The 20,857-nt window shown below is 62.2% G+C and carries 23 protein-coding genes and 1 pseudogene; 16 read left to right on the forward strand and 8 right to left on the reverse strand.

Annotated features, from left to right (window positions below; all coding sequences use genetic code 11):
* The first annotated feature begins 84 nt into the window (after positions 1 to 84).
* From AC2FNS_RS05225 to AC2FNS_RS05245, 5 genes are read left to right on the forward strand one after another with little or no spacing between them, the layout of a single operon-like run.
* Complete coding sequence (locus AC2FNS_RS05225) at positions 85 to 693, forward strand: LysE family translocator (RefSeq protein WP_496711102.1); 609 nt, start codon at positions 85 to 87, stop codon at positions 691 to 693.
* On the forward strand, positions 690 to 1,226 hold the full coding sequence (locus AC2FNS_RS05230) for a GNAT family N-acetyltransferase (protein ID WP_093962048.1): 537 nt from the start codon (positions 690 to 692) through the stop codon (positions 1,224 to 1,226). The genes AC2FNS_RS05225 and AC2FNS_RS05230 overlap by 4 nt, the downstream gene beginning before the upstream one ends.
* 37 nt (positions 1,227 to 1,263) lie before the next feature.
* A complete protein-coding gene (gene obgE, locus AC2FNS_RS05235) occupies positions 1,264 to 2,298 on the forward strand; it encodes a GTPase ObgE (protein ID WP_005983058.1) in 1,035 nt (344 codons plus the stop codon).
* On the forward strand, positions 2,286 to 3,392 hold the full coding sequence (gene proB, locus AC2FNS_RS05240) for a glutamate 5-kinase (RefSeq protein WP_496682943.1): 1,107 nt from the start codon (positions 2,286 to 2,288) through the stop codon (positions 3,390 to 3,392). Before obgE ends, proB begins: the two co-directional genes overlap by 13 nt.
* Before the next feature lie 51 nt (positions 3,393 to 3,443).
* Positions 3,444 to 4,706 carry a glutamate-5-semialdehyde dehydrogenase gene (locus AC2FNS_RS05245; RefSeq protein WP_496711101.1) on the forward strand — a complete coding sequence of 421 codons (1,263 nt, stop codon included), beginning with the start codon at positions 3,444 to 3,446 and terminating at the stop codon, positions 4,704 to 4,706.
* 9 nt (positions 4,707 to 4,715) lie between these two features.
* Here AC2FNS_RS05245 and AC2FNS_RS05250 read toward each other — a convergent pair whose 3' ends face one another.
* Positions 4,716 to 5,312 carry a histidine phosphotransferase family protein gene (locus AC2FNS_RS05250; protein ID WP_496682948.1) on the reverse strand — a complete coding sequence of 199 codons (597 nt, stop codon included), beginning with the start codon at positions 5,310 to 5,312 and terminating at the stop codon, positions 4,716 to 4,718.
* Positions 5,313 to 5,358: 46 nt separating this feature from the next.
* On the opposite strand from AC2FNS_RS05250, the gene AC2FNS_RS05255 reads away from it, so the two are divergent.
* The 5 genes from AC2FNS_RS05255 to tsf all read left to right on the forward strand — a co-directional run bounded on the left by AC2FNS_RS05255 (position 5,359) and on the right by tsf (position 9,147).
* Positions 5,359 to 5,541 (forward strand): DUF3553 domain-containing protein, encoded by a 183-nt coding sequence (locus AC2FNS_RS05255; RefSeq protein WP_496682951.1) that lies wholly within the window; start codon positions 5,359 to 5,361, stop codon positions 5,539 to 5,541.
* A 108-nt stretch (positions 5,542 to 5,649) separates the two neighbouring features.
* Complete coding sequence (gene olsB, locus AC2FNS_RS05260; RefSeq protein ID WP_496711100.1) at positions 5,650 to 6,405, forward strand: L-ornithine N(alpha)-acyltransferase; 756 nt, start codon at positions 5,650 to 5,652, stop codon at positions 6,403 to 6,405.
* The gene (gene olsA, locus AC2FNS_RS05265) at positions 6,392 to 7,246 is read left to right on the forward strand and encodes a lyso-ornithine lipid O-acyltransferase (RefSeq protein WP_496711099.1); all 855 of its coding nucleotides are present in this window, start codon (positions 6,392 to 6,394) and stop codon (positions 7,244 to 7,246) included. Before olsB ends, olsA begins: the two co-directional genes overlap by 14 nt.
* A 168-nt stretch (positions 7,247 to 7,414) precedes the next feature.
* Positions 7,415 to 8,194, forward strand: a complete 780-nt coding sequence (rpsB, locus tag AC2FNS_RS05270) for a 30S ribosomal protein S2 (RefSeq protein WP_490360883.1) — start codon at positions 7,415 to 7,417, stop codon at positions 8,192 to 8,194.
* Between the two features lie 77 nt (positions 8,195 to 8,271).
* Positions 8,272 to 9,147, forward strand: a complete 876-nt coding sequence (gene tsf / locus AC2FNS_RS05275; protein WP_496711098.1) for a translation elongation factor Ts — start codon at positions 8,272 to 8,274, stop codon at positions 9,145 to 9,147.
* A gap of 345 nt (positions 9,148 to 9,492) precedes the next feature.
* On the opposite strand, the gene AC2FNS_RS05280 is transcribed toward tsf, so the two are convergent.
* The 3 genes from AC2FNS_RS05280 to AC2FNS_RS05290 form a co-directional block, all read right to left on the reverse strand.
* Positions 9,493 to 10,245 carry a helix-turn-helix transcriptional regulator gene (locus tag AC2FNS_RS05280; RefSeq protein ID WP_496682961.1) on the reverse strand — a complete coding sequence of 251 codons (753 nt, stop codon included), beginning with the start codon at positions 10,243 to 10,245 and terminating at the stop codon, positions 9,493 to 9,495.
* On the reverse strand, positions 10,242 to 10,691 hold the full coding sequence (gene aroQ, locus AC2FNS_RS05285; RefSeq protein WP_496711097.1) for a type II 3-dehydroquinate dehydratase: 450 nt from the start codon (positions 10,689 to 10,691) through the stop codon (positions 10,242 to 10,244). The genes AC2FNS_RS05280 and aroQ overlap by 4 nt, the downstream gene beginning before the upstream one ends.
* 126 nt (positions 10,692 to 10,817) lie before the next feature.
* Positions 10,818 to 11,819 (reverse strand): NADPH:quinone oxidoreductase family protein, encoded by a 1,002-nt coding sequence (locus tag AC2FNS_RS05290; RefSeq protein WP_496711096.1) that lies wholly within the window; start codon positions 11,817 to 11,819, stop codon positions 10,818 to 10,820.
* 151 nt (positions 11,820 to 11,970) lie between these two features.
* Between AC2FNS_RS05290 and AC2FNS_RS05295 the strand changes: the two genes are divergently transcribed.
* Genes AC2FNS_RS05295 through AC2FNS_RS05315 form a run of 5 tightly spaced genes read left to right on the forward strand, consistent with a single transcriptional unit; the run spans position 11,971 to position 16,841 of the window.
* Positions 11,971 to 12,789, forward strand: a complete 819-nt coding sequence (locus AC2FNS_RS05295) for an SDR family NAD(P)-dependent oxidoreductase (RefSeq protein WP_496711095.1) — start codon at positions 11,971 to 11,973, stop codon at positions 12,787 to 12,789.
* A gap of 24 nt (positions 12,790 to 12,813) precedes the next feature.
* Complete coding sequence (locus AC2FNS_RS05300) at positions 12,814 to 13,851, forward strand: phosphotransferase (protein WP_496711094.1); 1,038 nt, start codon at positions 12,814 to 12,816, stop codon at positions 13,849 to 13,851.
* Positions 13,852 to 13,854: 3 nt separating this feature from the next.
* Positions 13,855 to 14,649 carry an IclR family transcriptional regulator gene (locus tag AC2FNS_RS05305; RefSeq protein WP_496711093.1) on the forward strand — a complete coding sequence of 265 codons (795 nt, stop codon included), beginning with the start codon at positions 13,855 to 13,857 and terminating at the stop codon, positions 14,647 to 14,649.
* 52 nt (positions 14,650 to 14,701) lie between these two features.
* Positions 14,702 to 15,919: a serine hydrolase domain-containing protein gene (locus AC2FNS_RS05310; protein ID WP_496711092.1), complete on the forward strand. Its 1,218-nt coding sequence runs from the start codon at positions 14,702 to 14,704 to the stop codon at positions 15,917 to 15,919.
* 52 nt (positions 15,920 to 15,971) lie between these two features.
* Positions 15,972 to 16,841 carry an acyl-CoA thioesterase gene (locus tag AC2FNS_RS05315; RefSeq protein WP_496711091.1) on the forward strand — a complete coding sequence of 290 codons (870 nt, stop codon included), beginning with the start codon at positions 15,972 to 15,974 and terminating at the stop codon, positions 16,839 to 16,841.
* On the opposite strand, the gene AC2FNS_RS05320 is transcribed toward AC2FNS_RS05315, so the two are convergent.
* Together AC2FNS_RS05320 and AC2FNS_RS05325 are read right to left on the reverse strand one after the other, a co-directional pair.
* Positions 16,838 to 17,605, reverse strand: coding sequence for an SDR family oxidoreductase (locus tag AC2FNS_RS05320; RefSeq protein WP_496711090.1), 768 nt, complete (start codon positions 17,603 to 17,605; stop codon positions 16,838 to 16,840). The genes AC2FNS_RS05315 and AC2FNS_RS05320 overlap by 4 nt on opposite strands.
* Positions 17,606 to 17,734: 129 nt before the next feature.
* Positions 17,735 to 18,964, reverse strand: coding sequence for an acyl-CoA dehydrogenase (locus tag AC2FNS_RS05325; RefSeq protein ID WP_496711089.1), 1,230 nt, complete (start codon positions 18,962 to 18,964; stop codon positions 17,735 to 17,737).
* Positions 18,965 to 19,061: 97 nt separating this feature from the next.
* On the opposite strand from AC2FNS_RS05325, the gene AC2FNS_RS05330 reads away from it, so the two are divergent.
* The gene (locus tag AC2FNS_RS05330; RefSeq protein ID WP_496711088.1) at positions 19,062 to 19,973 is read left to right on the forward strand and encodes a LysR family transcriptional regulator; all 912 of its coding nucleotides are present in this window, start codon (positions 19,062 to 19,064) and stop codon (positions 19,971 to 19,973) included.
* An 11-nt stretch (positions 19,974 to 19,984) separates the two neighbouring features.
* On the opposite strand, the gene phoU is transcribed toward AC2FNS_RS05330, so the two are convergent.
* Positions 19,985 to 20,686: a phosphate signaling complex protein PhoU gene (gene phoU, locus AC2FNS_RS05335; protein WP_496711087.1), complete on the reverse strand. Its 702-nt coding sequence runs from the start codon at positions 20,684 to 20,686 to the stop codon at positions 19,985 to 19,987.
* Between the two features lie 15 nt (positions 20,687 to 20,701).
* A pseudogene (locus tag AC2FNS_RS05340) lies at positions 20,702 to 20,857 on the reverse strand (phosphate ABC transporter ATP-binding protein); the annotation flags it as partial.

Genomic DNA, 20,857 nt, shown 5'->3' on the forward strand with positions numbered 1-20,857 from the left:
GAAGGTTTAAAAAAAATTCATGGGGGACCGGCACAAAGTGCCGGTCCCTTTTTCGTTTTGACGCAGATGTGATCGAAAACCCCGATGCCCGTTGCGACCACCAGTTTCCTGATCTTTGCCGCCAGCCAGGTCGGCACGCCGGGACCGGCCAACATGGTCCTGTTGGGAACGGGTGCGCGCTATGGGTTCCGCGCGGCACTGCCTTTCGTGGCGGGCGTGATTCTGGGCAAGCAGCTGATCATCTGGCCGTTGGGCTTTGGCCTTCTGCAACTGGCGGAACAGGCCCCCACCGCGTTTGCGGTTCTGAAATATGCTTCGGCGGCATATATTTGCTGGCTTGCGTGGAAAATCGCCAACCTGCGCCTGTCCCATCAGGGTACGGGGGAGGCGGTTCCGCGTTTCTGGGCCGGGTTGGTGGTGCACCCACTGAACCCCAAGGCGTGGGCGATGATCATCGCAGGGTTCACCAGTTTCGTCGCAGCGGGGACATCGGTGCTGAGTGCGACGCTCACGATCGCGCTCGTTCTGTTGACTTGCCAGTTGGTCCTGCATCCGATCTGGACCTTTGCGGGGGATAGAATTGCCCGCGTGGTTGCGGGAAGGCCGGCGGAAAAATATCTGATGTGGACTCTCGCGGGTCTGACTGTTGCATCCGTACTTTTCGTGTTGTTCGGAGGAGGAACACACCAATGAAACTTGAGGCAATCATAAATCAGCCGGTCATTGAAACCGAGCGGTTCGACCTGCGCCCGCTGCGCCGGTCGGACATGGGCCTGATCGAGCATTACGCAGGGGACGAGCGCGTGGCGCGCATGACCACGTCGATCCCGCACCCTTTGCCGCCCGGTTCGATCGAGGCTTTCGTAACCCGCGCCATGGCCGAGGATCGGGACGAGGACGTCTGGGCCATGGACGCCACCAAGGATGGCGGGCCCGAGTTGATCGGGGTGATCTCGCTCAAGCGGCTTGATCGCAACCAGTCCGAAGTGGGCTATTGGGTCGCGCCCTTGTACTGGAACACGGGCATCGCCTCGCTGGCGGTGGAAGCGCTGGTTCAGGCGAACCCGCTGGAAAACGCCACGATGTTTGCCAGCGTGTTTCAGGACAATCCCGCCTCGGCGCGTGTTCTGACCCATTGCGGGTTCCAGTATCTTGGCGATGCCGAAAGCTTCTCGGTGGCGCGCGACGCAAATGTGCCCACCTGGACGTACAGCAAAAAACTCTGACTTGTGGCCGATGGGGCCTTTGCAGTAGGGGACTGACATGAAATTTCTCGATCTTGCAAAGGTCTACATCCGGTCCGGGGCCGGCGGTAGCGGGTGCGTCAGCTTCCGACGCGAAAAGTACATCGAATACGGCGGCCCCGATGGCGGGGACGGCGGCAAGGGCGGGTCCGTCTGGGCCGAGGTCGTGGACGGGCTGAACACCCTGATCGACTTCCGTTATCAGCAGCATTTCTTTGCCAAGAACGGCCAGCCCGGCCGGGGCCAGCAGCGCACCGGCAAGGATGGCGACGACATCATTCTGCGTGTGCCCGTGGGAACCGAGATCCTGGACGAGGATCAGGAGACGGTGATCGCCGACCTGACCGAGGTGGGGCAACGTGTCCTTCTGGCGCGGGGCGGCAATGGCGGTTTTGGCAACCTGCATTTCAAATCGGCCACAAACCAGGCGCCGCGCCGGGCCAATCCGGGGCAGCCGGGCGTGGACCGTACGATCTGGCTGCGTCTGAAATTGATTGCCGATGTGGGGCTGCTGGGCCTGCCGAATGCGGGCAAATCGACCTTTCTGGCCGCCACCTCGAACGCCCGGCCCAAGATCGCCGATTATCCCTTTACCACGCTGCACCCCAATCTGGGCGTCGTCGGCGTGGACAACGTAGAGTTCGTGGTGGCCGACATTCCCGGCCTGATCGAAGGCGCGCATGAAGGCCGCGGCATCGGCGACCGTTTCCTGGGCCATGTCGAACGCTGCGCGGTGTTGCTGCATCTGGTCGATGGCACGTCTGAGACCATCGCGCAGGACTATCACACCATCATCCACGAGCTTGAGGCCTATGGCGGCGCGCTGGCCGACAAGCCCCGTATCACCGTGCTGAACAAGATTGACGCGTTGGACGAAGAACAGCTCGAACTGGCCAAGGCCGAGCTGGAAGAGGCTGTGGGTGGCCCTGTCATGACCATGTCGGGCGTCGCCCGGCAGGGCGTGACCGAAGTTCTGCGGGCCCTGCGCGCCCAGATCGACGAGAACCGCCTGCGCCAGAAACCCACCGAGGAGCGCGAGACGTGGCAGCCCTGACCGACGCAAAGCGCCTGGTGGTCAAGATCGGCTCGGCGTTGCTGGTCGATCGTGCGACCGGCAAGCTGCGTTCGGACTGGTTGCATTCGCTGGCGCAGGACGTGGCGTGGCTCAAAGGGCAGGGGACGGATGTGGTTCTGGTCTCTTCCGGTTCGATCGCCCTGGGGCGCGGTGTTCTGGGCCTACCCGCAACCGCGCTGTCGCTGGAGCAATCTCAAGCCGCTGCCGCCGTCGGGCAGATCCGGCTGGCGCGGGCCTATGAAGAGGCGTTGGCACCGCACAACATCACCACGGCGCAGGTTCTGGTGACGCTCGAAGACAGCGAGAACCGCCGCCGGTACTTGAATTCGCGCGCGACGCTGGAAACTCTGCTGGGTTTGGGTGTTGTGCCCATCGTGAACGAGAACGATACGGTGGCCACGGATGAAATCCGTTACGGCGACAATGATCGCCTAGCCGCGCAGATCGCCGTGACCGTCGGTGCGGACCAATTGATTCTGCTGTCCGATGTCGATGGATTCTACACCGGCAACCCTGCCGAGGACCTTTCTGCCACCCGGTTTGACGTGATCGACGCGATCACGCCCGAGATCGAAGCGATGGCCGGTGACGCCGGTTCGGGGCTGTCCAAGGGCGGCATGAAGACCAAGCTGATGGCCGCGCAGATGGCGACGGCGGCGGGCTGCGACATGGCGATTACGGAAGGATCGCCTTTGAACCCGCTGAAACTGCTGAACAATGGCGCGAACAGCACTTGGTTCAAGGCCAAGCTGGACCCGCATGCGGCGCGCAAACGCTGGATCTCGGCGATGAAGCCGCGGGGCGAGATCACGGTCGATGCAGGGGCCGCGCGGGCGCTGGAGAATGGCAAAAGCCTGTTGCCTGCCGGCATCGTCGAGGTGACGGGCGATTTCGGACGGGGCGACCCGGTGGCCATCAAGGACCACGAGGGCCGACGCATGGGATTGGGGCTCAGCCGCTACACCGCGTACGAGGCCGACGCCATCAAGGGGCGCAAATCCTCCGAGATCGAGGACACCCTCGGCTATCCCGGCCGTGCGGTGATGATCCACCGTGACGATCTGGCTTTGTAGCCGCGAAAACTGATAGATTTGGCTGGTCCGACGACCGGAAAGGCAGATGACATGAAGGACTTTGACAGCATTCCCGCCCTGATGGCCGATCTTGGCAAGCGCGCCAAGGATGCGTCTAGGGACCTGGCCTTCGCCTCGGCCGAACGCAAACACGCGGCGTTGATGGCCGCCGCCGAAGCCGTGTGGAAGAAGCGCGCACAGATCATCGAGGCCAACAAGAAAGACCTGGACTATGGCCGCGAAAAGGGTCTGAGCCCGGCCATGATGGACCGTCTGATGCTGGACGAGGCGCGCATTCAGGGCATGGTCGACGGGTTGCGCACCGTAGCCGAACAGACCGATCCGGTGGGTGAGGTTCTGGCCGAATGGGACATGCCCTCGGGGCTGAACATCCGCCGGGTACGCACCCCGCTTGGCGTGATCGGCGTGATCTATGAAAGCCGCCCGAACGTGACCGCGGATGCCGGGGCGCTGTGCCTGAAATCGGGCAACGCCGTGATCCTGCGCGGCGGATCCGAGAGCTTTCATTCCTCGACCGCGATCCACGCCTGTCTGGTCGAGGGTCTGAAGGCCGCAAACCTGCCCGAGGATGCGATCCAGCTGGTCCCGACCCGTGACCGGGCGGCGGTGCAGGAATTGCTGACCATGACCGACTATGTCGACGTCATCGTTCCGCGCGGCGGCAAGGGGCTGGTCGGGCTGGTTCAGCGCGAGGCGCGGGTGCCGGTTTTTGCCCATCTTGAAGGGATCGTGCACATCTACATCGACAAGGCAGCGGATCCGCAGAAAACGCTGGACGTGGTGCTGAACGCCAAGACCCGCCGTACCGGCATCTGCGGTGCGGCAGAATGCCTGCTGGTGCATCAGGATATCGCGGAAACGCTGGGGCGCGACGTGATCGCGGCGCTGCTGGCCGCGGGCGTCGAGGTGCATGCCGCAGGTGCGCTGGCCACCGAAGGCACTGTGCCGGCCAGCGATGACGATTGGGGCAAGGAGTTTCTGGACAGCATCATCGCCGCAAAACCGGTGGCCGATATCGACGCGGCAATCGCGCATATCCGCCAATACGGATCGAACCACACCGATTGCATCATGACCGAGGATCAGTCCGCCGCCGACCGCTTCTTTGAACGGCTCGACAGTGCGATCTTGATGCACAACGCCTCGACCCAGTTTGCCGACGGAGGTGAGTTCGGAATGGGCGCCGAGATCGGGATCGCCACGGGCAAGATGCACGCACGCGGCCCGGTGGGGGCGGCGCAGCTAACCAGCTTCAAATACCTGGTGCGCGGCAACGGCACGACGCGCGCCTGAGTCGCCGCGTCAAAACCGCAGCACCACGCGGGTCGCGCCCGTCTCGGCCGTGACCCGTCGGCCCTGTGCGGCCGCCGTCTGCGGCAGCAGGGCGAACTGCACCTGCGCCGGCGTAACCTTGTTGGCGAATGTGCCGGTCGGAAGGCTTTTCCACAGGTCCGGATCAACATTCATGCGGTCGGCCGTACCAGTGACCGTCCATTTGTCGCCCACGCTGTCGATCTTGACCTCGCCGCCCATCGGCATGGCGCTTTCGCAGCACATGATGGCCAGAAAGGCCAGTTTGATCTGATTGCGCGGCATCGCCTCGGTGACGTTCCAATGCACCCGGACACGGCCCGCACGCTCGACATCACGCAGCAGGTCCGTCACTTCACTGCGGCCAAGCGGCTGATCGCTGGCCGCGCCAAAGGCCACGCGGAAGAACCGGATTCGCGCCCCGGCGCTGCCCACGCTGCCTGTGATCAGCTCCATCTCGGGGCCTTGGGTGCCGCCAACCATTTCCAACAGCTCCAGCCCATTGGTGATCGCGCCGATTGGGCTGATCAGATCGTGGCAGATCCGAGAGCCGATCAACTCGGCCAGGTTGACGTTGGTGTCGCCCATGCGTACCTCCTGAAATATCCGCCCATGCACGACCCGGAGCCGCCGCATGACAGATATGAATGCCATTCTTGCACCGGGCATGTATGTCCGCCACCCCGATTTCCCCGATTGGGGTGTTGGACAGGTCCAGTCCAACATCGCGGGCAAGATCACCGTGAACTTTCGCGACCAGGGCAAAGTGGTGATTGACGGAACACGCATCGCCTTGATGCCGGTTCTTGATCCCTGAAACTGGTTTAGGAAAGGTTAACGGTGCTCGCCACCCGGTTCGTGTTGCCATTCGCCGTGCGGCTGCGGTATCAGCGCTGAGATCGCAACTGGGAACCGACCTTGTCAAATGCCGGACGCAGGCCTTTCATTCAAAGTCAAACTTGCCGAAACCGATGACGAACTGCGCGCTGCGCAGCGACTGCGTTATGACGTCTTCGTGCAAGAACTGGGCGGCGGTGGTGAGATGGTCGATCATGCCGAACGCCTTGAGCGCGACCGGTTCGATCCGTATTTCGATCACATGCTGGCCTATGACGACTCGACCGGTGCGGTTGTCGGCGTCTATCGCCTGCTGCCCGGAGACCGGGCGGCCGAACTGGGCCAGTTCTATTCCGAAGACGAATATGACCTGACGGTCCTGAAGCGCAGCGGGCGCAAGCTGCTGGAGCTGGGCCGGTCATGCCTGCATCCCGATTATCGCGGCGGAACCGCGATGTATCATCTGTGGAACGGGCTGGCGCGCTATGTGGCCGAGCGGGACATCGAGGTTCTGTTCGGAGTCGCCAGTTTCCACGGAACCGACGTGCAGGCGCTGGCGCAGCCCTTGTCGATGCTGCACCACAACCACCTGGCCCCGCCAGAACTGCGCGTGCGGGCGCAACCAGACGTGTTTCAAAGCATGGACCTAGTCGCCCCCGACAAGCTGGACCGCCGCGCGGCGATGGTGCAGGTGCCCGCGCTGATCAAGGCCTATCTGCGGCTGGGCGGGTTCGTTGGGGAGGGGGCCTTCATCGACCACGCCTTCAACACCACCGATGTCTGCCTGATCCTGGACACCGCGCGCATGAACGACCGGCAGAGGCGCATCTATGGCGGAGCGTGACGTGACGAACCAGGCGCTTTGGTACAGCGACGACGCCCCTGACCCGGTCCGGCTGGGCCTGCTGGGCTGGGTTCTGGTGCTGGTGCGCGGGCTGCCGTTGGCGCTGTTGGTGTTCGTTGGGCTGATCGTTCTGCTGACCATCCGCCTGTTCGAACGCCCCCTATGCGGGATACGCCGCCCGGTTTCGGCCTTTGTCCCGCAATTCGTGTCGCGCAACGCATTTCGTATCCTGGGCATCGGTTTCCAGACCTCGGGCGCGTTGATGCGACAGCACGGCGCGGTTGTGGCCAACCATTCATCGTGGCTGGACATCTTCGCACTCAATGCCCGAAAGCGGGTGTATTTCGTGTCCAAGGCCGAGGTGGCCAAATGGCCCGGCATCGGCTTTCTAGCCCGCGCCGCCGGGACCGTGTTCATCGAACGTGACCGCAGAAAGGCCCACGCGCAGACCAAGCTGTTCGAAGAGCGCCTGAAAGCCGGGCACAAGCTGCTATTCTTCCCAGAAGGCACCTCGACCGACGGGTTGCGGGTTCTGCCTTTCAAAACAACGCTTTTTGCGGCGTTCTTCGCCGAGGAACTGCGTGACTTTATGTATGTTCAGCCGGTGACGGTGATCTATCATGCACCAGCCGGGCAACCGGTCAGGTTCTATGGCTGGTGGGGCGACATGGATTTCGGGCCGCATCTGCTCAAGACACTGGGCGCGCGGCGTCAGGGGCGGGTCGAACTGATCTATCACGCGCCGGCCAAGGTCAGCGATTTTCCCGACCGCAAGGCGCTGGCGGCCCATTGCGAAGAGGCCATCCGCCATGCGCACGCCTTGGCGCGCCCTGAAAAATAGGGGCGGTTACCCCTTGCGTTGCCCGATATCCTGCCGTATACGCGCGCCATTCAAACCCGCAGGCGGGGTTTGGCCGTTTTGAGGGAGACATCCTCATCACGGCCGCCGGTTGGAGCAACCGCTTCTTTCACCCCCGCCAAGGCGTAAACCGGAAAAGGAAAACACAGCATGGCTCTTCCCGAGTTCACCATGCGTCAGCTGCTGGAAGCTGGCGTTCACTTCGGCCACCAGACCCAACGTTGGAACCCGCGCATGGCTCCGTACATCTACGGCGCGCGCAACGGCATCCACATCATCGACCTGACCCAGACCGTTCCGATGCTGGACCAGGCGCTGCAGGCCGTTCGTGACACCGTCGCCAAGGGCGGGCGTGTTCTGTTCGTGGGCACCAAGCGCCAGGCTGCTGGCCCGATCGCCGAAGCCGCCGAGAAATCGGCCCAATACTACATGAACCACCGCTGGCTGGGCGGCACGCTGACCAACTGGAAAACCGTTTCCCAGTCGATCCAGCGTTTGAACCAGATCGACGAAGCCATGGAATCGGGCGCCGAAGGCCTGACCAAAAAAGAGCGTCTGGGCATGGAGCGTGACCAGGCCAAGCTGCAGGCCTCGCTGGGCGGTATCCGCGAGATGGGCGGCGTTCCGGATCTGCTATTCGTCATCGACGTCAAGAAAGAAGCCTTGGCCATTGCCGAAGCCAACAAGCTGGGCATCCCGGTCGTGGCCGTGGTTGACACCAACTGCTCGCCCGATGGCGTGGACTATGTGATCCCGGGCAACGACGACGCAGCCCGCGCGATCGCGCTGTACTGCGACCTGGCAGCACGCGCGGCGCTGGACGGCATGTCGGCGCAGCTGGGTGCCGCTGGCGTCGATCTGGGCGCATTGGAGGAAGCTCCGGCAGAAGAAGCCGTGGCCGAAACCAGCGAAGCCCCCGCCGAGGCGTAAGCTGCCTGTCACATGACTGACATATGGGGCAGGGTATGACCTGCCCCAATCCCATTTGAATTGAGGAGAGCCGAAATATGGCAATCACAGCAGCACTGGTGAAAGAACTGCGCGACGCGACGGGCGCAGGCATGATGGACGCCAAGAAGGCGCTGACCGAAACCAATGGTGACATGGATGCCGCCGTAGACTGGCTGCGCACCAAGGGTCTGGCCAAAGCGGCCAAGAAATCGGGCCGCACCGCGGCCGAAGGCCTGGTGGCCGTCATCGTCGATGGGGGCAAGGGTGTTGCCGTCGAAGTCAACGCCGAAACCGACTTCGTCGCCAAGAATGCCGAGTTCCAGGAAATGGTCGGCGAGATCGCAAAAGCGGCGCTGAATGTCGACGATGTCGAAGCGCTGAAGGCCGCCGATCTGGGCGGCAAGACCGTTGCCGACATCCTGACCGACAAGATCGCCAAGATCGGCGAGAACATGTCGCTGCGCCGGATGGCCAAGATCGAAGGCGACAGCGTGGTGTCCTATGTGCACAACGCCGCAAACCCCGGCATGGGCAAGATCGGTGTTCTGGTTGCTCTGTCGGGTGGTGACGAAGCAATCGGCAAACAGATTGCTATGCACATCGCCGCCGTGAACCCGGCCGCTCTGTCTGAAGCCGATCTGGATCCGGCCGTGGTCGAGAAGGAAAAGCAGGTTCAGATGGACATCGCCCGCGAATCCGGCAAGCCCGAGCAGGTGATCGAAAAGATGATCGAAGGCCGCATGAAGAAATTCGTGGCCGAGTCGACCCTGCTGAACCAGCAGTTCGTGGTGAACCCGGACCTGACCGTCGAAGCCGCGGCTAAGGAAGCCGGCGCAACCATCACCGGTTTCGTGCGCCTGGAAGTGGGCGAAGGCATCGTGGTCGAGAAAGAAGACTTTGCCGCCGAGGTCGCCAAGGCCGCGCAAGGCTGACCCGGCCAGCGCCCGGCAATTGTGCCGGGCCAACCAGACCGAACCGGTTGCGCCCCGCGCAGCCGGTTTTTTTTAGTGCGAAAGTCGGAAGAAGAATGTCGGGAGGCCTCGCTACTAATGGGGATGGACGAGGCCCCCCGTGATTACCAACAACGGATCGCGGACGAATAAGCGCCCGTCGCCAGAGGTGGTCGAACTGCCTTGGAAATACAAGGATCCGACCCAATGTTCCCTGGCCAAAGCCACCACTCACGGAACGATATCACTGTGCGATTTTGGGGGCGTTCGGGAAAGTCATGTATTCCTTACCCAGCGTCAACTTGAAGTTGGGCGCGGGTGTGCAGGTTAGGCTTCCATGACGAATATCTGATTGTGCAGCGACGCCTTCAGCACGGCCTGGGCCGTGGTTTCGACCGATAGCGCCTCGCGCGCGAGACGCAGGTGTTTTTCGACCGTGGCCGAGGTCAGCCCCATCAGCAGCGCGATGTCCTGCGTCGTCTTGCCGTCTCCGACCCACTCCAGCGCCTCTCGTTGCCGTTTGGTTAGCGCGCGGTTCGGCGGAACATAGGGCAGGGTGAGGATCTTGAGATGCGCGACATTGTTCATGAGCAGGATATCGGCACCATGCTCGGCCCAGATCGCGTCCAATTCGTCCTGCGTGCGGCTCAGCGAGGCCAGCGAGATCGCACCCTTCGAGCGAACCGACACCGAGGTAAAGCTGACCGTGTAACCGACTGTTATTCCCTTGGATTTGTTGAAATCGTAGACCTTGCGCTCCTCGGCCGTCATGGTGCCGCTGGACATCATATCCTGGATCATGCGCCAACTGGCCGCACCTTCGTGATTCAGGGCCCATTTCAGCATCGGCGCGTGGAAATACAGCCCATCGCGCAGGAACCCGTCCATGTATTCCTTGCAGTGGTTGGTCAGGATCACGAAATCTTCGGGATCTCCCAGCGATGTAGGCGTGCGGTATTGAGTATGGCCATACAAAAGCCGATCGAACCCGTATTGCTCCATCTGGTCGGTATGAGCGGCCCAGAGCTCTTCTAGGGTTTTCACATAGCTCAGGAAATTCAGATACTCGCTTAGGTTCATGCGCCCCCCGTGTCCTGCAAATGAGCGGCAAGGGCGTCCAAAGCCAGAACATAGCTCTGTGCGCCGAAACCGCAGATCTGCCCGAGCGCGACCGGCGCGATGTAGGATCTGTGCCGAAAGGATTCGCGTGCATGGATGTTGGACATGTGCACTTCGACCACCGGCAACTGGACGGATGAGATCGCATCCATCAACGCGATCGAGCTGTGCGTGTAGGCGCCGGCGTTCAGGATGATGCCGTCATGGACACCGCGTGCGGCATGAATGGCATCGATCAGCGCGCCCTCGTGGTTGGACTGAAAGGTTTCGACCGTCACGCCGATGGCTTTGCCATGCGCAACGCACTGTTCTTCCAGCATCTGCAGGGTCGTATGGCCATAGACCTCGGGTTGCCGGCTGCCCAGCAGATTCAAATTCGGCCCGTTCAATACAAGAATACTGTGCATTATCATCCTGTCCCCATGCCTTTTCATAACCTTGAATCGCGCATGCGTCTACAAAGCTTGCTCGCATGAGGCGAACAAGGAGAATCGCACTGGCATTTTTGTTTTTCGGTATGGCCGCGTAGGCGTTCAGGCTGTATCCATCGTGACCACAACTTTCCCGAGCACCGAACGATCCTCGAGCAGTTCAAGCGCCTTGCCCGCCTCTTCGAGCGGAAATTTCGCGGTTATACGCGGTCGGATCTTGCCTGCCAGGTACAGTCCGAACAGCTCGTTGACGTTTTCCGCATGGCCCTTGGGGTCACGAAACACCGACGCGCCCCAGAACACGCCGACGATTTCGCAGCCTTTCAAAAGGGGCAGGTTGAGGGGAATATTGGGAATGCCGGCCGGGAACCCGACCACAAGATACCGGCCTTTCCACGCCATCGCCCTCAAGGCGGGTTCGGCATAGGCGCCGCCGACCGCGTCATAGACGATATCTACGCCTTCACCACCCGCAAGTTTCTTGATCTCGGCAGACAGGGCTTTTTGGGCTTCGCGATCCATGTCGCGGGGATAGACTAGGGTTTCGTCTGCGCCCAGGTCGCGGCAGAAATCGGCCTTGTCCTGCGAGGACACCGCAGCAATCACCCGTGCGCCCATGGCTTTGCCCAGTTCCACCGCCGCCGAACCGACGCCGCCCGCGGCGCCCAGCACCAGCAGGGTCTGGCCAGGCCGCAACGCCGCGCGGTCCTTGAGCCCATGATACGAGGTGCCATAGGTGAAGATGAAGCCTGCGGCGTCTTCGTAGGACATAGAATCGGGAAACCTGACGGCGCTGGCGGCCGAAACGCAGATCTGTTCGGCAAAGCCGCCATGCCCGGTCAGGGCCAGCACACGGTCGCCGACCTCCAGATCCGACACGCCATCGCCCAACGCGATCACGTCGCCCGCAATCTCGCCGCCGGGGGCAAATGGGCGGGGCGGCTTCATCTGGTACAGATCGCGGATGATCAGCGTGTCGGGAAAGTTAACGCCGGCGGCGCGGACGCGGACAGCAATCTGACCCTTTTTCGGCGCGGGATCGGGCAGGGTGGTCAGTTTCAGGGTTTCCGGACCGCCCGGGGCGACGCTGAGTAAAGCTTGCATTTGGTATTCCGATCCTCGTCATCTGTTGGCTTGAAGGTCCGATTGCGGCGCGATGTTGTCAAGGAAGTTGTGAAATGCAATTCTGCACAGTGAAACGGATCGCGGCCGATCGGCAGGACGGATCGAAAAATTCGGATTGGGGAGGAGAGCCATGACACCAGACAACCTGTTTTCTCTGAACGGAAAAACGGCGCTGGTTACCGGAGGTGCCACGGGAATCGGGCGCATGGCCGCCGAGGCTTTGATGCGCGCCGGCGCGCGCGTGCTGATTGCCTCGCGCAAGGGCGCGGACTGCGCGGCCGTGGCCGATGAACTCAACGCGCTGGATGCGCCGGGTCGCGCCGAAGGGTTTGCCGGGGACGTCGGCTGCGAGGCCGGGATCGACGCGCTGGTATCCGAGGTCAACACCCGAACGCAACGTCTTGATATCCTGATGAACAACGCGGGCGTATCCTGGGGCGCACCTTTGGGGCAGTTCCCCTATGACGCGTGGGACAAGGTCATGTCGGTGAACGTGACCGGTGTGTTTCACCTGACGCAGAAACTGCTGCCGCTGTTGATCAAGTCCGGGTCCGATGATGACCCGGCCCGGGTGGTCAATGTCGGCTCGGTCATGGGCGAGGTTCCGATGGGCGATGGCGCCTACAGCTATTCGGCCTCGAAAGCGGCGGTGATCCACCTGACCAAGATCCTCGCCAAAGAGCTGTCGCCCCACCGCGTCACCGTCAATGCGTTGGCACCGGGGCCGTTCGTATCGCGGATGACTGCCTTTGCTACGGCGGACGAGGACAAACGCGAGAAGGTCGGGAAATCGGTGCCGCTGGGCCGTGTGGGTCGTGATGAGGACATCGCGGGATCGATGCTGTTTCTGTGCGGGCGCGGCGGCAGCTATGTGACAGGCGCCGTGATTCCCGTCTCGGGCGGTATCAACGTTCTGACCGGGGGCAACATCTTTGCCGAAGCCATGTAACGGTCGCGGAACAGGACGGGTGACATGACCCAAGACTCCAACGAACTGGACCTCGCTGCGGTCGATGCCTATCTCGGCGCGCATCTGCCGAGCTATCGCGGCCCGCTCGAAGCCACCAAATTCGCGGTCGGGCAATCCAACCCGACCTACGAATTGCGGACACCGGAACGGCGCTATGTCCTGCGGCGCAAACCGCCGGGCGCGTTGCTGAAATCCGCCCACGCCGTTGACCGCGAATACCGGGTGCAACGCGCTTTGGCCGACAGCAATGTGCCTGTGCCGCGCATGTTGCTGTTGTGCGAAGACGAGTCGGTGATCGGCTCGGCCTTCTACGTCATGGAGCGGCTTGAGGGGCGCATCTTCCTTGAACCCACGATGAAAGGCGAAAGCAACGAAACCCGCGCCGCGATCCTGCACGAGATGAACCGGGTGCTGGCCGAGTTGCACATGGTCGACATCGATGCGGTCGGCCTGTCAGATTATGGGCCGACGGGCAACTACTATGAACGGCAGATCTCGCGCTGGACCAAACAGTACCGCGCATCCGAGACCAGTACCATCGGTGACATGGATCGGTTGATCGGCGCGCTGACCGCCTCGATCCCCGAGGAGGACGGGCAGAGAACGCTTGTTCACGGTGACTACCGTATCGACAATCTGATTTTTGACACCGTCGGCACCCGCTGCGTGGGCGTTCTGGATTGGGAGTTGTCGACGATCGGCCACCCCTATGCCGATCTGGCCGCGGTCATCATGCAATGGCAGATGCCGCCCGGAAAAGAGGGGCGCGGCCTGGCCGGCATAGACCGCGCAGCGCTTGGACTTCCGTCCGATGCGGAATTCATCGCCGAATACTGTGCCCGGCGCGGGTTGTCAGGAATCGACAATTTCGGCTTTTACCTGGCGTTCAATTTCTTCAGGATGGCGGCCATCCTTCAGGGGGTCTACAAACGGGCGCTGGACGGCAATGCATCCGACCCGACCCGCGCACAGGCTTTCGGCGCATATGTTCCGATCTTCGCCCAACACGGGCTTGCGGCCCTGGAATCGCGGGGCGATTGAACAGTGACCACCCGTCGGGCACAGCTGGAACCAGATGAAAAGGACCGCAACTTCGTCACGGCCCTGGCTCGGGGGCTGCAGATCCTGCGGGCATTCCGGCACGGCGATACCGCGCTGACCAATACCGACTTTGCCGACCGCACCGGCCTGCCAAAGCCGACCATTTCCCGGTTGACGCATACGCTGTGCCAATTGGGGTACCTGGTGCAGGATCAGCCCGGCGGCGCCTATCGTCTGGGGGTCGGAGTTCTGCGGCTGGGCTTCGGCGTTCTGGGCGGCACCGATATCTGCGAACGCGCTGGCGAGGTTCTGCGTGAACTGCGCGCCGGCGCCAACCCATATCTGACGGCGGCCCTGGGCGAAGCGCACCGGGCCGAGGTCGTTTATGTAGCCGTCAGCCGATCCACCCAGAACGTCGCGCTGACGATGCATGTCGGTTCACGGTTGCCGCTGTTCTCGTCGGCGATGGGGCGCGCCATTCTGGTGGGCATGACCCCCGATCAACGCGCCGCCGCCGTCGAGGCGGCCCAGCAGGATCTGGGGCTGCAACGCGACGATCTGCAGCGATCGATAGAAATGGCGCAGGATGAATATGTTGCGCGCGGATATTGCACCGGTTTTTCGCTGTGGCGGGATGACGTGCACGCAATTTCGGTGCCGGTTCCTTCGGCGGATGACGGGCGGGTGTTCGGCCTGAACATCGGCGGCCCGAGCTTTTATGTGACGCCCGAAGAGCTTGCCTCTGAACACGCCGCCAAGCTGATCGACGCGGCCAGGCAACTGAGTCTGCGGCCATGAAGGTTGCCACACGCCCCTGCATTGGTGGATTTACTATCAGGGAGGTCGCGCCATGACCTTTGCCCCTACACGGCTGGAACGCATCAATTCCTGGATGCAAGCCTATGTCGATAGGAAAAAATATCCCGGCTGCTCGGTTCTGCTGCGCCACGGCGGCGACGAGGTGCATTTTCACGCTTGCGGTCAGCGCAACATCGAGGCGGGCTTGCCTTTCAGGCGCGACACGATCGTGCGCATCTATTCCATGACCAAGCCGATCACCTCGGTTGCGTTGATGATGCTGGCAGAACAGGGACTGTTTCACCTAGATGCCCCGGTGTCCGAGTTTTTGCCCGAATTCTTGGACATGCAGGCGCTGATCCCGAATGCGACGCGGTTGGATCAGACCGAACCGGCGCCGTCGCCGACGTTGCACCAATTGCTGACCCATACCAGTGGGCTGAGCTACCCGTTCAATCCGGGCCTTCTGCCGGCGGAGATGGACGCGCGCGACCTGATGTTCAAGCCCGATCAAGGCTGCCTTGCCGATCAGGTGCAGGCGCTGGCCGACCTGCCGCTGGCCTTTCAACCGGGCGCGCGATGGGAATACTCGGTGGGCATCGACGTGATCGGGCGCGTGATCGAGGTTGCATCGGGCCAGACTCTGGACCGGTTCCTGGCCGAAAACGTATTTGCGCCGCTGGGCATGACCGAAACCGGGTTTTCCGTTCCTACGGGGGCAGGGGAGCGGTTCGCGAACCTGTACACCCCGCTCGAAGGCGACGCGATGGCTCTGAATGCCGCCAAAGCAGGCAATGAGACGCTGCGGTTGGTCGATCAGCCCGGCGAGTCCGCCTTCGAGGCAGCTACGCTGTTTTCCGGTGGCGGCGGGCTGGTCGGTACCATCGACGACTATGCCCGCTTCGCCGATATGCTGCGCAACCGGGGCACCGGTAACGGCAATCGTCTGCTGGGGCCAAGAACCGTGGATTTCATGCTGCGCAACCACTTGCCGGGCGACATTGCATCAATGGGACCGCAGAGTTTCGCCGAACAGCCGATGGAGGGCATGGGGTTCGGCATCGGCGGTGCAGTGGTTTTGGACCCGGCCCGCGCCCGCACGCCCGGCTCGGTCGGAGATTTCAGTTGGGGCGGCATGGCGTCCACATTTTTCTGGATCGACCCGGTTCTCGATCTGACCGTGGTGTTCTTCACGCAACTGGCACCGTCCAGTTCCTATCCGTCGCGATCTCAGTTGAAGGCGCTGGTCCAGGCCGCCCTGATTGAATGACCGTCGCGGGGCTGCTAGGCGAGGCCTTAACCGTGATTCCGGAGACAAGCCCATGACCGAAGCCGAACGCATTCTGCTGGATCTGCTGGATATCGAACGCCTCGAGGTGGACCTGTTCCGCGGCGTGGGCTCGGGCGGGGAAACGCCCACGCGGATTTTCGGCGGCCAGGTGATCGCCCAGGCTCTGGCGGCGGCCTACAAGACGGTCGAGGACCGGTTGTGCCATTCGTTGCACGCCTATTTCATCCGCCCCGGTGACCCGGATATTCCGGTTGTTTATCAAGTGGATCGCGCACGAGACGGAGGCAGTTTCACGACTCGCCGCGTGGTGGCGATTCAGCACGGCAAGCAGATCCTGAACATGTCGGCCTCGTTCCACATTCAGGATGAGGGTTGGGAGCACCAGCACCCGATGCCGGATGTCGCGCCGCCCGAAAAGCACCCCTCGCGCGATGACCTGCGGCAGCGGTATCTTACCCGCGTACCGGACCATCTGCGCGCGGAATTGCTGCGTGAACGCCCGATCGAAGTGCGAGAGGTCGATCCGCTGGACATCTTTCAACCCGAAAATGCCGATGACCGCAATTTCCTGTGGTTCCGCATGGGCGCAGCCGATCAGGCCGATCACGTCACGCAGCACCTTCTGCTGGCCTATGCCTCCGACATGGCGCTGCTGAGCTCGGGGATGAGGCCGCATGGTCTGAGTTGGTTCTCCGGAGAGATCAACGGCGCCAGCCTGGACCATGCGATCTGGTTCCACGCGCCGGTGCAATTCCAGAACTGGCACCTCTACGCGATGGATGCGCCGTGGACGGGGCAGGGGCGCAGCTTCAACCGCGGTGCGATCTATGCGCAGGACGGTACGCTGGTGGCGTCGGTCGCGCAGGAAGGCCTGCTGCGACGCGCCCGAAAACCGCGTTAGATATCTCCGACAAACTTTTGATTAAGCTTCCGCATTCCGCTCAGCCAGCGGTCATAATCGGCAGTTTTCAGCCGCATGTAGTCCAGAACCTGCGGATGCGGAAGCACCAGAAAAGTCTCGGCTCGGATGGCATCGACGCAGGCCTGGGCCACGTCCTCGGGCTCGAGCATTCCATCGATCGAGGCGACCGAATCCTCGAACCCCTTGGTCATTTCCGACCGCACCGCCTGGGGGCATAGGACGGAAACGCGGATACCCTTGTCGCCATAGGTCAGCGCCAGCCATTCGGCAAAACCCACGGCCGCGTGTTTGGTCACGCCATAAGGCGCCGCGCCGGGCTGGTTCAGCAGACCGGCGGCGGAAGCGGTCGTCAGGATATAGCCGCCACCGCGCGCGACCATGCGCGGCACCAGATGACGGGCCGTCCAGACATGCGACATCACGTTGATCTTCCAAATCCGGTCCCAGTGGTCGTCGGGCACGTCCAGTCCGCCCAAGGTCAGGATCCCGGCATTAGCACAGAATAGATCGATCGGGCCGACCGAGGCCTCGACGTTGTCGATCAGATCGCGGATGTCATCCTCGTTGGCAACGTCGCATCGGATCGCATGACCACCAATGGTGCTGGCAACCGTCTGGGCGCCATCCAGATCAATATCGGCGCAGACGACCCGGGCGCCTTCGCGGGCGAAGCGCTCGGCCAATCCTTTGCCAATTCCATGGGCCGCGCCGGTGATGACAGCGATCTTGTCCTGCAATTCCATGTCGTGTTCCGCCTTCATTGGTTTCGCTGTCGACGGTAACAGCATGAAATCACGCCGCCAACGTGGACGTGGCGGCGTTGACAATACCCAGCATTACCATAATACAGATTACGCGTATCTCGTGTGAGATCAGTAGAAAGCCTGCAAACCGGTCTGTGCCCGCCCCAAGATCAAGGCGTGGACATCATGCGTGCCTTCATAGGTATTCACAGTTTCCAGGTTGACCATGTGCCGGATCACCTGGAATTCCAGCGAGATCCCGTTCCCACCATGCATGTCGCGGGCCATGCGCGCGATGTCCAGTGCCTTGCCGCAATTGTTGCGCTTGATGATCGAGATCATCTCGGGCGCGGCTTCGGCCTGATCCATCAGGCGCCCGACCCGCAGGCTGGCCTGCAGGCCCAAAGCGATCTCAGTCTGCATGTCGGCCAGCTTCTTCTGGAACAGCTGCGTCTGGGCCAGCGGACGGTTGAACTGTTTGCGATCCAGCCCATATTGCCGTGCCGCGTGCCAACAGCACTCGGCCGCGCCCATCACGCCCCAGCTGATACCATAGCGTGCGCGGTTCAGACAGCCGAACGGCCCCTTGAGACCCTGAACATGCGGCAACAGCGCGTCCTCGCCGACTTCGACGCCGTCCAGAACGATCTCGCCGGTGATTGAAGCACGCAGGCTGAGCTTGTTCTCGATCTTGGGCGCGCTGAGCCCTTTGGCGCCTTTGTCCAGCACGAAACCGCGGATCTTGCCGTCATGCGCATCGGACTTGGCCCAGACGACGAACACGTCGGCGATCGGCGCGTTCGAAATCCACATCTTGCTGCCGGTCAACCGATAGCCGCCGTCGATCTTCTCGGCCCGGGTCTTCATCCCGGCCGGATCCGATCCGGCATCCGGCTCGGTCAGTCCGAAACAGCCGACCCATTCGCCGCTGGCCAGTTTGGGCAGGTATTTGCGGCGCTGCTCCTCGCTGCCATAAGCATAGATTGGATACATCACCAGCGAGCTTTGCACCGACATCATAGAGCGATAGCCGGAATCCACGCGCTCGACCTCGCGCGCGACCAGGCCATAGGTCACATAGCCCGCGCCGATGCCGCCATATTCCTCGGGGATCGTGGTGCCCAGCAGGCCCATTTCGCCCATCTCGCGAAAGATCTCGGGGTCGGTTTCCTCATTCTGGAAAGCAGCCGTGACCCGAGGCTGCAGCTTTTCCTGCGCATAAGCGCGGGCGCTGTCGGCCACCAGGCGTTCGTCCTCGGTCAGTTGATCGTTCAGGCGGAACGGATCATCCCAGGCAAATCGGCCCAGATCGGGCGCATCCTTGGCGCGCAGCGCGGGTTTTGTATCGGGGGCATTCATGTCTTCGCTCCGGATTTCAAGGTTTGCGGCACCCTACCCCGCAATTTGCGCAAAATACAGCGAGACATTTGCAAGGTTTCATGAGTAAAACGCATGGATGGAAACCAAACGCCGCCTGTTCCCGTCGATCTCATCCCTGCGCGCGCTCGAGGCGTTGGATCGTCTCGGCTCGGCCTCCGCCGCCGCGGACGAACTGTCATTGACCCAGAGCGCGGTCAGCCGGCAATTGCAGACGCTCGAGGCGCAGCTGGGTGTTCGGTTGATCCAGCGTGACCGGAAACGGCTGTCGTTGACCCCGGCGGCTCGGGAGTATGTGGCCGAGATCCGTCAAAGCCTGAACCAGATCGCGCAGGCTTCGTTGCGGCTGCATGTGACGCCGGCGGGCGGCACATTGCAGTTGGCCATTCTTCCGACCTTCGGAATGCGCTGGCTGGTACCACGCTTGCCCGATTTTGCGCGGCTGCATCCCGACATCACGATCAATATGTCGACCCGGCTGCGCCCATTCAATTTTTCCGCCGAACCCTTTGATGCAGCGATACATTTCGGCGAACCGGATTGGCCCGGAACCGAGCGGCTGCTGCTGAAGGTCGAGCGTGTCGTGCCGGTGTGTGCGCCCGCGCTGCTGCCGTCCGGTGCGCCCAAGGATGCGGCAGAGTTGCTGAAACTGCCTTTGCTGCACATTCAGACCCGACCGCGCGCCTGGCAGGAGTGGTTCGCGCAGCAGGGCGTGACAGCGCCCAGCCCCCTGCCCGGCACCGTCCATGACCAGTTTACCACCATCAACCAGGCGGCGGTTCACGGGTTGGGCGTGGCGCTGCTGCCCAGCTATCTTATCGAGCAGGATTTGGCCACCGGGCGGCTGATCACCGCCTTTTTGGGCGCCGTCGAGACGATGGGCGCCTATTACCTGGTCTGGCCCAGCACGAAGTCAGGCGATCCGTCGCTGCGCGAATTCCGGCACTGGCTGGCATCGCAGGCCCAAAACGAAGAAACCCTGCCCCGCTGATCGCGCCGCGTTCAGACGGTTTGCGATGTCGTGTCCGCCTTGGGCCGCGACTCGGTCGGACGCTCGCCGGTGACAAGATAGATCACCTGCTCGGCGATCGCCGTCACGTGGTCGCCCATGCGCTCGGTGTTCTTGGCGATGAAATGCAGATGCATGCAGGCCGTGATGTTGCGCGGGTCCTCGGCCATGAAGGTCAGAAGCTCGCGGAACAGGCCGTTGTACATCAGGTCCACGTCCTCGTCGCGTCGGATGACGTCCTGCGCCAGTTCGGAGTCGCGCTGGATATAGGCGTCGAGCGCATCACGCAGCATCGTTTCGACATCTCGCGCCATACGGCGCAGCGCGGCCGCGCTGCTGCCGATATGCGGGGCCTCGACCAGCGTGGTCGTGCGCTTGGCGATGTTCTTGGCATAGTCGCCGATGCGCTCAAGGTTGCCCGACACTTTCAGCACCGACAGCACAAGCCGCAGGTCGCCGGCCGTGGGCGCGCGCAGGGCGATCAACCGCGCCGTTTCTTCATTGATCATGTCCTCGAGCGCGTCGATCTCCTTGTCGCCCTGACGCACCTGCTGGGCCAGTTCTTCGTCGCGTGTCTCGAGCGACCGGGCGGCGTTGCTGATGGCGACTTCGACCAGACCGCCCATCTTCATGATATGGGCTTGGACAGCTTCAAGATCGCGGTCGAATGCAGAGGCGATATGTTGTTCACTCATGGCGTATTCCTGTCCTCAGCCGATGCGGCCGGTAATATAGCTTTCGGTTCTCGGGTCCTGGGGCTTGGTGAAGATCTGGCCGGTGTCACCGTATTCGACAAGGCTGCCCAGGTGGAAAAACGCGGTTTTCTGGCTGACGCGGGCGGCCTGCTGCATCGAATGGGTCACGAT

Source organism: Ruegeria sp. BHSA191, from assembly GCF_059613325.1.